We start from the raw sequence: 13830 nt of genomic DNA on the forward strand, positions 1-13830 counted from the left end.
GTGTCTCCTCACAGGCGGGACCGACGGTGAGCAGGCGAAGGAAGGTGATCATGACGCCATCCGCTCCTTCGCGGAGCCTGACGTGGCCATTGATTGTGAGCTACGCGATTGCATTTGCCTCGGCGACAATATCAGCCGTGGCGGCATTTGCGGTATTGCCTTCGTGGGGCGCCGATCATGCGCCCCTGTTTCTCTGCGTCGTCATGTTTGTGGCGTTGGTAGCAGGTCCGGGTCCGGCTGTGCTTGCTTCGGTGCTGACCTTTCTTTCTCTCCAATATCCCTCGCTCTCACCAGGCTATCCCTTCCTTCTCCCGTCCAGTGAAATTATCCGACTGGGACTGTTTATCGTCGCATCGGTACTTGTAGTGGTGCTTTCTGCTGCCCAAAGACGAACCTCATCCTCGCTTCAACTGCTGCGCAACAACCAGCAGATGATGATCGGGGAACTGCAGGAACAAAACGACATCCTGCGCGTCGAAAACGCCGAACACCGCGAGGCCGCAACGAGAGCGCAAGTAGCCGAACGGGAGATTCGGCAAACCGTAGACACGGTCCCGGCACTGATCGCCCGGTATCGTCCCGACGGATTCATGGATTTCCGCAACAAGAACTGGCGGGAATATACCGGCCTTTCACAGGACAATTTCGGAGGCCGCCGTTGGGGAAGCGCGCTACATCCCGATGACGAAGAGATGGTCGAGCGCGAGTGGCGCGAACATATCGCGACGGGCGAGCCATTCGAACTGGAGCAACGGCTGCGAAAGGCCGATGGAGAGTACAGATGGCACCGCGTTCGCCGCGTACCGCTGCGTGGCGAGACCGGTGAAGTAGTCAAATGGTATGCCATCGCATTCGATATCGATGACAGGAAGCGGACTGAAGATGCGCTGCGAAACAGCGAAGCTGATCTCGCAAAGACCAGACACGAACTTCAATTAATAATCGACACGATACCTGTGTTGGTACTTCGTCATCGGGCCGACGGGATTATCGATTTCGTCAATGAAGTCGGACGCACCTACAGCGGCCTCACGACAACGAAGTGGACCACGCGCACCAGTATCATCACGCATCCCGATGACATTCCGCGACTTGAAGCTGCCTGGGATGTCGCGATTGTTACAGGCGAATCGTTCGAGTCGGAAGTACGCCTTCGAAGAGCCGATGGCGAATACCGCTGGTTCGTTACACGACGTGTGCCGTTACGGAGGGATGGAGAGGTCATCGCCTGGTACGCTGCGACCTACGACATCGAAGATCGCAAACAGGCCGAGCGAGAGTTGATTGAGAGCGAGCGGCGATTCCGCGAGGCTCAGATGGAGCTGGCGCACGCGAGCCGCGTGGTCACCATGGGGCAGTTCACAGCCTCGATCGCCCACGAGGTCAACCAGCCTCTCGCTGCCCTGCTTACGAATGCCGAAACCGCTCTGCGCTGGCTCGCCCGTCAACCGCCGGATCTGGAAAAGGCCAAGACGTCGATCGAGCGTGTTATCAACGACGGCAAACGGGCCGCCGATATTGTGAGCCGGATTCGCGATTTCTCCAGGAAGGCGCCGGTTCGGAAGGAAAGCCTAGAAGTCAACAAAGCAATTTTGGAGATTATTGGACTGACTCGTGGCGCGATGTCGGACAATGGCATCTTCGCGAAGATGCAACTGGCAGAGGGGCTGCCGCATGTTTCGGGGGACCGGGTCCATCTGCAGCAGGTGATACTGAATCTGATCATGAACGCTATTGAAGCGATGAGCGAGGTCGGTGACGGATCGCGCGAGTTGCAGATCAGCACCAGTGCGGCAGAAGCGGGCAGCGTCCTTGTCGCGGTAAGCGATTCGGGTCCGAGACTGTCTCCGGCGAGCATTACGCGTATGTTCGAGGCTTTCTATACGACCAAGACCAGCGGTTTGGGCATCGGGTTGTCGATCTGCCGGTCGATCGTCGACGCGCACGGCGGACGACTATGGGTAAAACCGAACGAACCTCGGGGTGCTGTTTTTTGCATGATGCTGCCAATCGGGGAGGCGAACCTAGAGCCATCTGAGGCCTAGTCTCGACACATGCGGAGCCCGTCAATTGCCACACCGCACCAGAAAAACGACTCAGGCGTGCTGATGGCGCGGATCGTCGTGCAGGTCGTGATATTCGAGGCCCAGCGGACCGATCGCCGTCACCTGCGTGACGTATTCGCCGGACTTCGCCCAGTGAAAATGCCAAGTCTCACCGGGCAGAACGATGACGCTTCCGGGCGGATAGGCGTTCACCTTACCGCCATCGAACGTCTCGCCGAGCCCGATGTAGAAGACGCCTGACATGACCGTGTAGATGCGATCCTCGGGATGCTTATGCGGCATCAGTATTGTGCCATCCGGAACTTTGACTCTCACCACATAGGGTCCTGGCTCGGTCGGATGCCCGACCATGACGGCGAGACGCGCGCCAGGCGGAAACGCCGCGAACGGCTTCCATTCGACGTCTTCGGGCAGGATCGCCTTGAAGTCGGACTGGCCGGGTTGATGATTGCGGGTCATGGGAGTTCTCGTTTTCCAGGCAATCGTTGCTCCGCGGTTACTGGATCAACTTCGCGTCCAGTGTAATCGTTGCGTTGAGAACCTTGGACACCGGACACCCCTTTTCGGCGTCACCGGCGAGGCGAACAAATGCCGCGTCGTCAAGATTTGGCACCTTGCCGCGTAACGTCAGCGCAGATCGGCTGATGCGGAAGCCATTACCGTCGGCTTCAAGCGTCACGGCCGCCTCCGTCCTGAGTTCCGTCGGCGTAAAGCCGGCGCCTTGAAGCACGAATGCCAACGACATCGTGAAACATCCGGCATGCGCAGCCGCAATCAACTCTTCCGGATTGGTGCCCTTTTCGTTCTCGAAACGGGTTTTGAACGAATACGGCGTTTCGGCCAGCACACCGGACTCGCTGGAGAGATTCCCGTTTCCCGCCCGGCCGGTGCCTTGCCAAACTGCTGTTGCTTTGCGGATCATGTAACTACCCCGTTCAAAATAGACGGATCTTGGTCAGTCGCCGAGTTGACCAACATGGAAACCGAGCCGATTTTCGACGTCGCCCGCGCGATGGAAGCCACGCTCCATCAGAGTCTTGATTCGCTTCCGGCTCGCGGGACGGTCGAGGGAGGCCAGGAACGCATCCCACTCAGGCCGAATTTCCAGATCCGCCGGCAGGCTTGCGACGTCAACGAGACGCTTGGTCTCAGCGATGGCCTCCTTGTCGAACGACGCAATGCGCATCGCGAGCGCGTCGACGAACCCGTCGAGTTCGGCGTCCGGCAACGACCGGTTGACGTAGCCGTATCGTTCGGCGAGGTCGCCGGGGATATCGTCGGCGCCGAGCAACACTTCGAGCGCACGCCCTCGCCCCATCAGACGCGGCAATCGCGCCATCGGCCCGCCGCCAGGCACCAGGCCGGCGCCGACCTCCCATTGCGACAGGATGGCCTTCTCGCGACTCGCGAAGCGCATGTCGCTCGCCAACGCAAGCTCACTGCCGACCCCGGTCGCCCGGCCCCGGATCGAGGCGATGGATACGACCGGCGCACGGCTGAGACGGACAAGCATGTCGGGAAGCGCCTGCAGCCCCGTAGGTCCCGGCGGAATACTCAGGGATTCTTCGAGGGGCGCGAGAAAGTCGTAATGCGTGATGAAGAAGCCATCGACGGCACTGTCAAACACGACGACCTTGACCTCCGGATCGGTCTCGATCGTGGTGATGACGTCGTTGAGTAAGGGAAGATGCTTCGGACCGAAGATGTTCACCGGCGGCATGTCGAAGGTGACACGCCAGTATGATGGTAGACGGCGCTCCAGTTGGATTTGCTCAGTCGTAAAAGTTCGCTCGGGTCGGTTCATGATATGCACTCCTGATGTCTGTTTGGAGGAGGGACACGCGCTTGCGCACGAGTCGATTCGAATCAGATCGACTGGCGTAGCGGCTTGAAGGCCGTACGCATCTCGGCGCAGAACAGCTCAGGCAGTTCCCAGGCTGCGAAGTGGCCGCCCTTGTCGAGCTTGTTGTAGTGGATGAGTTTGGGATACGCCCGCTCTGCCCAGCTTCGCGGGGCCGCATAGATCTCGTCGGGGAAAGCGCTCACGGCGACGGGGATCGTGACGCCCCTGACGTCGAAGAAGCCTCCTCCCGTCGAAATTTGCGCGGTGTCCCAGTAGAGCCGCGCCGAGGAGACCGCGGTGTTCGTCAACCAGTACAGCGTGACGTTGTCGAGGACGTCGTCCCTGGTCAGCCCCTCAGTCATTCCATCGAAGACGCGTGAAATCATACCGTAACTTCGGATGTCGTGATCCAGCATCCACGCGGCGAGACCGACCGGCGAATCCGCGATCCCGTAAAGCGTCTGCGGTCGGTTCGACATTTCCTGGGCGTAGGCCAAGCCATGCTTGTAGAAATCATCGAGTTGGTCCCAGGCATGTTTTTCATCAGCCGAGAGGTCTGCGGGCGGCGGGCCGCCGGCCGAAAGAGCCTTGGAAACATCGGCTGGAACCGTGGCCGCCATATTCGTGTGAATGCCGAGCAATCCCCGCGGCTGCTGCAGCGCCATCACCTCGGAGACCGCGTTCCCCCAATCCCCGCCCTGCGCCACATATCGTGTGTAGCCGAGCCGTTGCATCAACGTCGCCCACGCACGAGCAATGCTGACAGGGGTCCACCCGGGCGCAGTCGCCTTGCCCGAAAAGCCGTGTCCCGGCAGCGACGGGATCACCAGATGGAAAGCGTCCGATGCGCTCGCGCCGTGCGCCGTGGGATTGGTCAGCGGATCGATAATCTTCATCTGCTCGATGATCGAGCCAGGCCAACCGTGGGTAACGATCATCGGTAGCGCATTGTCATGTTTCGAGCGAACGTGAATGAAGTGAATATCGAGCCCGTCGATCTCGGTGACGAACTGCGGCAAGGCCTTGAGCCGCGCTTCCACTTTCCGCCAGTCATAATCCGCCTGCCAATACTGCGCGAGCTGCTGGACAGTCCTCAGCTGCACGCCCTGGGACGGATCGGCGACCGTTTCGCGGTCCGGCCAGCGGGTCGCGATCAAGCGTTCGCGCAGGTTGACGAGCGCCTCCCTGGGGATATCGATGTGGAAAGGACGAATAGCGCGACTTTCCGCCGCCGGCGCCGGATGTGTAGTGAACATGCTGGCGGCACTTGCAGACACGATGCCCATCGCGGCTGTGCTGAGGAACTGGCGGCGATCCTGGGAATGTTCAAAATCGGCGGTTCGTAGCATCGGGGGATGAGGGAGATGAACCATGTCACTTGCTCCTGATGTAAGTTAAAGGATCAGCTCTTGCTGACGTCGATGACGGCCTGGGCAAAGGCGGCTGGAGCTTCCTGCGGCAGATTGTGCCCGATCCCGCCCTTCACGAGACGATGCAGATACTTACCGGAGAACTTCTTCGCGTAGCCCGCGGGGTCCGGGTGTGGCGCGCCGTTCCCGTCACCTTCGAGAGTAATGGTCGGCACGGCAATCTCCGGCGCAGCAGTCAGCTTCGCCTCCAGCTCATCCAGGCTTGGATCGCCTTGGGCCAAGCCGAGCCGCCATCGATAATTGTGGATCACGATATCGACGTGGTCCGGATTGTCGAAAGCTGCAGCGCTACGAGCGAACATCGCATCGCTGAACTCCCACTTTGGAGATGCGAGCTTCCAGATCAACTCGGCGAACTCACGCCGATATCTGAAATAACCCTCGCGACCGCGTTCCGTGGCAAAGTAGTACTGATACCACCACTGCAATTCGGCCTTCGGAGGCAGCGGCATCTTCCCCGCTTCCTGACTTCCGATCAGGTACCCGCTCACGGAGACGATGCCCTTGACGCGATCCGGCCAGAGTGCGGCAACGATATCGGCGGTGCGCGCTCCCCAATCGAAGCCGGCGACCGTCGCTTGCTTGATCTTGAGTGCGTCCATCAGCGCAATCATATCGACGGCCAGGGCAGACGGCTGACCCGTCCTCGGTGTTTCCTTCGACAGGAACCTGGTCGAGCCGTAACCCCGCGCATAGGGAACAATGACGTGAAAACCCGCCGATGCCAGCCGCGGCGTGACTTCACCGAAGCTGTGGATGTCATAAGGCCAGCCATGCAACAGAATGACCGTCGGTCCGTCGATGGGACCCGCCTCAACGTATCCGACGCCGAGCACGCCGGCGTCGATCTGTTTCAAGGACGTAGCCGAACCCGGAACCTCGGATTGCGCCACCTCGATGGGTCTGTCGAGGACCAACCCCGCATTGGCGGGCTGGTCCGGCACGAGTTGCGTCGTCGCCAGTGCGCCAACGGCAACCTCGAGAAATCGCCGTCGTCCGAAGATGTTCGGGCAGTCCTTGCCTATCATATGCGTCACCCTTTTTTGCCCCGCTTGTGTCGCCACAACTAGCGTTGCGATACGTGCAGCAGCCTCGAACGGATGTTGTGCGCCCGCGCCGTTTTGAACCATTCAACGTTGGGAAGATGTCGCTCATATCAATGTATGAGTGATCGGCGCTCAATGTATGAGTGAATGCGGTGCGGCCCGTCGGCTAGAAATCACCCCACTTGCTTTCGCGATTTCCGGGACCCACTCGGTACTGTGCCGCGAAGGGAATGAGCCTGCGCCAGAGCATCTTTATCGATGCCGGATGGCGCTTCATTAACCCACCGCAACCAAGGAGAGATTCATGAAGGTGCTGATGATGATCACATCACACGACCAGCTGGGGAACACCGGACGAAAGACAGGGTTCTGGCTCGAAGAACTCGCCGCTCCCTACTATGTTTTCAAGGACGCCGGCGTCGAGATCACGCTGGCGTCGCCAAAGGGCGGACGACCGCCGCTTGATCCGAAGAGCAACGAGCCCGAAAACCGCACCGACCTCACGGTCCGGTTCGAGAAGGACGCCGGCGCGGAAGCTCAGCTCGACAAGACCCTTCGTCTCGATAGCGTCAGGCAGGAAGACTTCGACACCCTCTTCTATCCGGGCGGCCATGGCCCGATGTGGGATCTCGCCGAAGACAAAAATTCCGCCAGGCTGATCGAGTCCTTCCTTGCAGCCGGCAAGACGATCGCCGTCGTCTGTCATTCGACCGGTGCGCTGCGTCATGTCAAGACGCCGGACGGCAAGCCGCTGGTGCAGGGCAAGGAAGTTACCGGCTTCACCAACGGCGAGGAAGCCGACGTCGGCCTCACCAATGTGGTGCCCTTCCTGGTCGAAGACGAGATGCTGAAACTGGGCGCCGTGTTCTCGAAAACCGCCAACTGGGGTGTCCACGTCGTCAGCGACGGCTTGCTGATCACGGGACAGAATCCGCATTCGTCGGGCCCCGCCGCGAAGACGCTGATGGCCGCCGTGAAGCAAAAGACCAAACCGGCCACCGCCCGGACTTCGTAGATCGACATAACAACCGGTCGTAGTGACGGGTCGCCTGGGGGGGCCACCTTTGATTGGAGCTTCACCACGGCACCCGTCACTCGATAGTTCCACGTGGAGCGGCCCGGTTCGCCGGCGGCTCTGTCAGAGAGTCTGAGATTTTCGAGGAAGTACATTTCATGTCCCACCATTATTCCGGACCCAATGTCGGGTTCCCTCGTGGGGACGCGCGCCTGGACTTGACCGACCTGTACGCATTCCCTTCGCCTGCAGATGCGAGCAGATTAGTGCTGATCATGAACGTCCATCCTTCCTTCAGCCTTCTTGCGCCGGAGGCGACCATGCCCGAGCCTTTCTCCGCTGACGCGATCTATGAATTCAAGATCGACACCAACGGAGATGCGGTCGCAGACATTGCGTACCGCGTACGCTTCTCGGCATTTGAAAACGGGAAGCAAACCGCGGTGTTGCGCCGGGTCGAGGGCGCCGAGGCCGCCGAGACCGGCGACGCGGGCCGGCTCATTGAAGAGTGGCCGGTCTCGATGGATAGAGAGGCGCTCGTGGTGGAAGCCGAAGACCATCGCTTCTTTGCCGGCTGGCGGAGCGATCCGTTCTTTTTTGATCCAATCGGTGCCATCAATGACTTCCACTTCAGCGGCAAGGACAACTTCATCGACAAGGACGTATGCAGCATCGTCCTCGAGTTGCCGCGCTCGGCTCTCGGAGCCAAACCGTTCGGTGTCTGGGCGCGGACCGTTGATGTTGCCAACGGTAGCTGGATTCAAGCCGACCGCGGTGCCAAGCCGTCGCAGTCCATTTTCTTGACGGGCGACGCCAGTGCCGACTATCAGGCGTCGGAGCCTGCCGGGGACAGTCGCTTCATTCCGATCTTTGCACATTCGCTAGAGCACACGGGAGGCTACGCTCCGGTCGATGCGATGCGCCTGGCAGCGACGCTGCTGCCCGACATCCTGCATTTCGATCCCGCGCTTCCCGCCTCGTATCCGGGCAACGGCCGGGCGCTTACCGACGACGTCCTCGATCATTTCCTTTCTCTCCTGACCAACGGAAGGGTGAAATCTGACGGTGTGGGCCCTCATTGGGATTTGCTTGCAGAATTTCCATATCTGGGCCCACCGCACACGGCAGCCGCCGAACGATTCAAGGCGTACGAAGCACTGCATGGAGGCTCTAATGCACGCAAAGACTGAGAAAGCGCAGATCCGGCTCACCCGTTCGTCGCCCAATTGTTGGCGGGTCACGTTCGATAATCCTCCGCTGAACGTCATGGGCCCGCAACTCGTTCGCGAGTTCAGAGAGCTCATCATGACCGTTGAAACTGACAAGGATGTCAGGGTGCTGGTGTTTGAAAGTGCCGTTGACGGATTTTTTCTCAATCACAGTGATTTCAACGCCGACTTCAAGGAACTGACCGGCATGCCTCAAGGGCCGACGGGACTGGAGGCGTGGCCGGACATCCTCGTCCGCATCACGCACCTTCCCGTGGTGTCGATCGCTATGATTCGCGGCCGCGCGACGGGAAACGGAAGCGAGCTGGCTTTGGCCTGCGACATGAGTTTCGCCAGCCGTGAGAAAGCGCTGCTTTCGCAGTGGGAAGTGGGTGTCGGCCTGGTCGCCGGCGGAGGGCCGATGGCGCGCCTGCCGCGGCAAATGGGCAGGCAAAGAGCCTTGGAGGTGCTGCTCAGTTCCAACGACATCGGGGGCGACCTGGCTGAAGCCTATGGCTATGTCAACAGGTCGCTGCCGGACGCCGAACTCGACGCGTTCGTCGATGCACTGGTGACGCGCATCGCGTCGTTTGACAAATGGGCGATCGCGAACACCAAGCGCCTCGTGAATGCCGCCAGCCTGCCGCCGGATGTCGAGATCGCTGCCGGCTGGGACACGTGCATGGCCTCGATCCCTCGACCCGCAGCGCAGTGCAGGATCAAGGCGTTGCTTGAGCAGGGGTTTCATAAGCCCGGAGACGCGGAAGATCGCCTGGGATTCTATGTCGGGCGGCTCGGCCACGGAGGCTGACGCACTCGAATAGCCGAACCCGGATTTTTTCTCGCGCGCAACACCCATTAGAAAGCACACGTCCATGGATCTGCTTACCTTTGCGAAGAATATTGCCGACCGCGTCGAAGCGCAGTCGGTACGCGCCAAAGTTCCGGTTGCCGTTACGGTCATCGATATTCACGGCAACATCCTTCTCCAGCATCGCATGAGCGGAGCGCCAGTTTTCTCGATCGAGATATCGGAACGGAAAGCCTACACGTCCGCGCTGGTCGGATTGCGAACGGCCGATCTGTCTCCGCTGGTGCAGCCCGGAAAGGACCTCTTCCCGCTGATGGGCCTGTCCGGGGGAAGGTTTTGTTCGATGGGCGGCGGCGCGCCGCTTACCAGCGTGGGCCAGTTGGTCGCGGGCGTCGGCGTCAGCGGTGGCACCGTTGAGCAGGACGTCGCTATCCTTGAAGCCGCACTTCGGGAACGGGCAGCCACGCGCAAGAGCGACATGAAGCTTGAGGTCGTCGTGATCCCCGTCGCGGACCCCGATCGCGCCAAGCGTTTCTATGCGGATTTGGGTTGGCGGCTCGACATCGATTATTCCGCCGGCGACAATTACCGCGTGGTTCAGTTCACGCCGCCCGGTTCCGGGTGCTCCATCATGTTCGGCAAGAACGTGAGCAAAGCTCCGCCCGGCTCGGCGAAGGGGCTGCACCTGATCGTATCCGACATCCAGGCCACCCGAGAAGACCTGCTTCGCCGTGGCATCGCGGTCAGCGAGCCATTCCACGACACCGGCGGCATATTCCACCATGCCGAAGGAGAAAGCCTGATCAGGGGTCCAAATCCGCAGCGAAAGAGCTACGCGTCTTTTGCTTCGTTCAGCGATCCGGACGGCAACGGCTGGGTGTTCCAGGAGATCACCGCGCGATTGACCGGACACATCGAGGATGGCGACACCAGCTTCACGCCCGAACTCACGAGCGTGGTTCGACATACGGCAGCTGGTAGCGGAGCTACGTTGTGAATGCGTCGTCCCTGCTTGTCGTCTCAGCCGCATTGACTTGCATGAGCAGCAACGCACCGGCGCAAACCATGACATTCAACCGACAGTCGATTTCCTATCACAGTGTTGAGATCGAGGGCCTTGATATCTTTTATCGGGAGGCCGGCCCGGCTCATGCGCTGACCGTGCTGCTGCTGCACGGCTTTCCATCGTCATCGCGGATGTGGGAACCACTACTTCCCGTCCTGGCCGACAAATATCATCTCATCGCTCCCGACTATCCCGGCTTCGGCCATAGCAGCGCACCCTCCCCGTCAGGCTTCGAATACAGTTTTGATAGTCTCGCACGCGTGATGGATGAACTCACGACCAAGCTCGGCATCACGAACTACGTTTTGTTTATGCAGGACTATGGCGGGCCAGTTGGATTCCGCATGGCGCTCGCCCACCCCGAACGCGTCCGCGCCCTCGTCATCCAGAATGCGGTTGCTCACGAACAGGGCCTAAGCCCACTCTGGGAAGCACGGAGAAAGTATTGGGCGGATCCGGCCCGCGAGCTTGCGAACCTCAAGACCAACTTCACGTCCTTTGAGGCGACGCGTCAGCGTCATATCGGTTCCAGTCCCCATCCCGATCGGTACGATCCGGATACGTGGACCGACGAATACGCCTTTCTCACCCGTCCGGGCCAGGCCGACATTCAGACCACGCTGTTTCTGGATTACCGGACCAACGTCGCCTCCTATCCGCGCTGGCAAAATTGGCTTCGCACGGTACAGCCGCCGACAATGGTGGTTTGGGGAAAATACGACCCCTCCTTCACCGTCGCCGGCGCGACGGCTTATGCCTGCGAGGTGCCAAAGTGTGAAATCCATATCCTGGAAGCCGGACATTTCGCGCTGGACGAAGCCACTGACGCGATCGCCTCCCTGGTTCGTAAATTCCTCGCGCGCTTGGACAAGAACAAAGCCTAGCAGCGGGGAAGGCGCACGGAATTCAAAACGGGGATCGGGAAATGTGATGGGACGCTTGCCTTCGGTCAGTGTGGGCCTGCCGCGCGACATCGCCTGGCAGGGCCAGACGGTCCATACCGGCATCTGGAAGACGCCGGTTGACGGGCCGCGCATGGTGCGCCGTCTCAACATCGACGGCGACGGACAGGGTGACTTTAACGGCCACGGCGGCCAACACCGGGCTGTATTCATCCATCAGACGGATTCCTATCGATATTGGCAGAGCCATCTGGGACGAAACGACTTCGTCTATGGGCAGTTCGGCGAGAATTTTACCGTCGATGGCCTGCCGGATGCCGGGGTGTGTATTGGAGATCGCTACCGGGTCGGCAGTGCCTTGTTCGAGGTTACACAGCCGCGCGTCACCTGTTACCGGTTGGGCATCCGCATGAACGAGCCGGAAATGGCCGCGCTGGTGGTCAAACACGGGAGGCCAGGCTTCTATTTCCGTGTGCTGGAGGAAGGCGAAGTGGAGGCCGGCGACGAGATTACGCGGGTCGCCTCCAGGCCCGAGCACATGAGCGTGTCCGAGATTGATGCACTGCTCTACATGCCTGGTCCCCCCCGCGATCGACTCGAGCGCGCGCTGCGCATCCCGTCGCTGAGCGTCGGGTGGCGTCGTTCCCTCGAGACGTTGCTCACCCAGCAGAGCGAGGGCAGCGTAACGACCGGCAACGCCGGACTCAATGCAGCGGCCGGTCCGCCTCCGGCGTGGCGCGTATTTCGTCCGCTTCGCGTATCGCGCAAGCTGCGCGAGAGCGACAATGTTACTTCGCTGCTGCTCGAACCCACGGACGGACAACCCATCGCCACGGCTCTCCCGGGCAGTTCGTCGTGCTGCGGCTCGGGCCGGCATCTGCGCTGGCGCTGATGCGCAGCTACTCCCTGTCGGGAGGACCTGGCGCCTCCTACTATCGTGTGAGCGTGATATCGTACCCGGAGCCATTTTTCCGGACTATGAGCTTAGCGATCACACCGCGAGGCATCGAAAACTCTCCGAGCTGCAGGGACACGATCCCATGGTGCTCGTGCTCAGCCGCGGCGCCTTCTGCCCAAAAGACCGACGTCAGGCAGAAGGCTTGCTGCAACTTCATCGGGAGATGGAAATCGGCTACTGCCGGCTGGTCACGATCAGCACCGACAACATCACCGAGACCAACGAAAATCGCAGCGGAATAGGCGCTCACTGGCCATTTCTCTCCGATCCGCGGCGCCTCGTTCAGAAGGATCTCGACATCGCCGAATACACCGACGCCGTCCACAATCCGATGATTCCGCACGTGATCGTACTCGAGCCCGCCCTTGTCATTCACAAGATCTACAACGGCTACTGGTTCTTCGGACGGCCCACGATCGAAGAGCTTCGTCAGGACCTGCGTGCCGTCGGCAGGAAATGCCGGCCGGACTGGGACATTACAACGCCCGACCTAAAAGCTGCGTGGCAGCAGAGCCGCAAGGATTCCTTTTATCCGTACGGCAAGACTTTTGCTCAAACTCTCGGTGAACAGAGCTAGCAGCTGGCGCTGAGTCCGCCCGACTTCTCTCACTTGCGAACCGAACGCGGAGTTCGCCACTTTCATCTTGGTGGCTCCGCGCCGCTCAATTCAGTTCGTCGAGCCCGCGGAATAAATCCGGGCACGCCCGTCTCTACCACCGAGTTGAACCGGACATTCGTCGTGATGCGGTCCCGAATCTCCCGCATCGCGTCTTCAGGCAGGGTCGAAATATCAAAGCTCTCCTGGATCCGCTGAGGCTTGGTCGAGGTAGTCAGGAAAGCGGTACCTCGCTGTACGGCCCAGGCCAGAGCAACTTGAGCCGGTGTCTTATGCACGCGCTGCGCGATGGCTGTGATCACGGGGTCGGCCAGCACATTTGGCTCCATGGCATGGCCCAACGCTGCAAACGCCTGCACTACAATGCCGTGCTCGCTGCAAAAATCGAGCAGCTCCCATTCGGGGAGATACGGATGCGATTCAACCTGAACCATGGCAGGTTTGATCCGCGCGGCCGCAACGATCTCGCGCAGCTTCTCCAGAGTAATGTCCGATAGACCGATCGACCTGCAGTGACCGTCGTCCACGAGGCGCTCCAGCGCCCGCCACGTATCGACCAGCGCAACCCCCGGATCGTAGATCACCCTACCGCGCTCGTCCCTCGGGTCCTGCTCGTCGCCGGGCTGAAAGGCAAAGGGAGTATGGATGATGTAACAATCGATATAATCGAGTTGCAGTCGCCGGCAACTCGCCTCGAACGCAGGCTTGACCCGCTCCGGGCGATGATTGGTGTTCCATAGCTTCGTGGTGACGAACAGATCCTCGCGCTGAAGCGTTCCCGCCTTGAACGCTTCCTGAATCGCTTCGCCCACCGCGGCTTCATTGCGGTAGCGTTCCGCACAATCGAGATGTCGAAATCCCGCTTCCAG

13 protein-coding genes and 1 pseudogene are annotated in these 13830 nt (G+C 60.3%); 8 read left to right on the forward strand and 6 right to left on the reverse strand.

Going from position 1 to position 13830, the window contains the following annotated elements:
* Positions 1-50: 50 nt before the first annotated feature.
* Positions 51-2045, forward strand: coding sequence for a PAS domain-containing protein (locus JWR89_RS03400; protein ID WP_299711826.1), 1995 nt, complete (start codon positions 51-53; stop codon positions 2043-2045).
* 51 nt (positions 2046-2096) lie between these two features.
* On the opposite strand, the gene JWR89_RS03405 is transcribed toward JWR89_RS03400, so the two are convergent.
* The 5 genes from JWR89_RS03405 to JWR89_RS03425 form a co-directional block, all read right to left on the reverse strand.
* On the reverse strand, positions 2097-2525 hold the full coding sequence (locus tag JWR89_RS03405; RefSeq protein ID WP_299711827.1) for a cupin domain-containing protein: 429 nt from the start codon (positions 2523-2525) through the stop codon (positions 2097-2099).
* 37 nt (positions 2526-2562) lie between these two features.
* Positions 2563-2988 carry an OsmC family protein gene (locus JWR89_RS03410; protein ID WP_299711829.1) on the reverse strand — a complete coding sequence of 142 codons (426 nt, stop codon included), beginning with the start codon at positions 2986-2988 and terminating at the stop codon, positions 2563-2565.
* A 33-nt stretch (positions 2989-3021) separates the two neighbouring features.
* Positions 3022-3870 carry an enoyl-CoA hydratase/isomerase family protein gene (locus JWR89_RS03415; protein WP_184514859.1) on the reverse strand — a complete coding sequence of 283 codons (849 nt, stop codon included), beginning with the start codon at positions 3868-3870 and terminating at the stop codon, positions 3022-3024.
* A 62-nt stretch (positions 3871-3932) separates the two neighbouring features.
* Positions 3933-5258 carry an epoxide hydrolase family protein gene (locus tag JWR89_RS03420; RefSeq protein ID WP_299711843.1) on the reverse strand — a complete coding sequence of 442 codons (1326 nt, stop codon included), beginning with the start codon at positions 5256-5258 and terminating at the stop codon, positions 3933-3935.
* A 53-nt stretch (positions 5259-5311) separates the two neighbouring features.
* The gene (locus JWR89_RS03425) at positions 5312-6367 is read right to left on the reverse strand and encodes an alpha/beta hydrolase (protein ID WP_299711833.1); all 1056 of its coding nucleotides are present in this window, start codon (positions 6365-6367) and stop codon (positions 5312-5314) included.
* Between the two features lie 322 nt (positions 6368-6689).
* On the opposite strand from JWR89_RS03425, the gene JWR89_RS03430 reads away from it, so the two are divergent.
* The 7 genes and pseudogenes from JWR89_RS03430 to JWR89_RS03465 all read left to right on the forward strand — a co-directional run bounded on the left by JWR89_RS03430 (position 6690) and on the right by JWR89_RS03465 (position 12922).
* Positions 6690-7400, forward strand: a complete 711-nt coding sequence (locus JWR89_RS03430) for a type 1 glutamine amidotransferase domain-containing protein (RefSeq protein ID WP_299711834.1) — start codon at positions 6690-6692, stop codon at positions 7398-7400.
* Between the two features lie 158 nt (positions 7401-7558).
* A complete protein-coding gene (locus tag JWR89_RS03435; RefSeq protein WP_299711836.1) occupies positions 7559-8590 on the forward strand; it encodes a DUF4331 family protein in 1032 nt (343 codons plus the stop codon).
* Complete coding sequence (locus JWR89_RS03440; protein ID WP_299711837.1) at positions 8574-9419, forward strand: enoyl-CoA hydratase/isomerase family protein; 846 nt, start codon at positions 8574-8576, stop codon at positions 9417-9419. Before JWR89_RS03435 ends, JWR89_RS03440 begins: the two co-directional genes overlap by 17 nt.
* Before the next feature lie 64 nt (positions 9420-9483).
* Positions 9484-10416 carry a heme-binding protein gene (locus JWR89_RS26285; protein WP_366142963.1) on the forward strand — a complete coding sequence of 311 codons (933 nt, stop codon included), beginning with the start codon at positions 9484-9486 and terminating at the stop codon, positions 10414-10416.
* 41 nt (positions 10417-10457) lie between these two features.
* Positions 10458-11369, forward strand: coding sequence for an alpha/beta hydrolase (locus tag JWR89_RS03455; protein WP_299711838.1), 912 nt, complete (start codon positions 10458-10460; stop codon positions 11367-11369).
* A gap of 46 nt (positions 11370-11415) precedes the next feature.
* A pseudogene (locus JWR89_RS03460) lies at positions 11416-12335 on the forward strand (MOSC domain-containing protein); the annotation flags it as partial.
* A 2-nt stretch (positions 12336-12337) separates the two neighbouring features.
* Positions 12338-12922 (forward strand): redoxin domain-containing protein, encoded by a 585-nt coding sequence (locus JWR89_RS03465; RefSeq protein WP_299711846.1) that lies wholly within the window; start codon positions 12338-12340, stop codon positions 12920-12922.
* A gap of 62 nt (positions 12923-12984) precedes the next feature.
* Here JWR89_RS03465 and JWR89_RS03470 read toward each other — a convergent pair.
* Positions 12985-13830, reverse strand: an 846-nt coding sequence (locus tag JWR89_RS03470) for an aldo/keto reductase (RefSeq protein WP_299711840.1), incomplete at its 5' end; no start/stop codon positions are given.

The organism is Tardiphaga sp. (assembly GCF_028290785.1).
Taxonomy (GTDB): domain Bacteria; phylum Pseudomonadota; class Alphaproteobacteria; order Rhizobiales; family Xanthobacteraceae; genus Tardiphaga.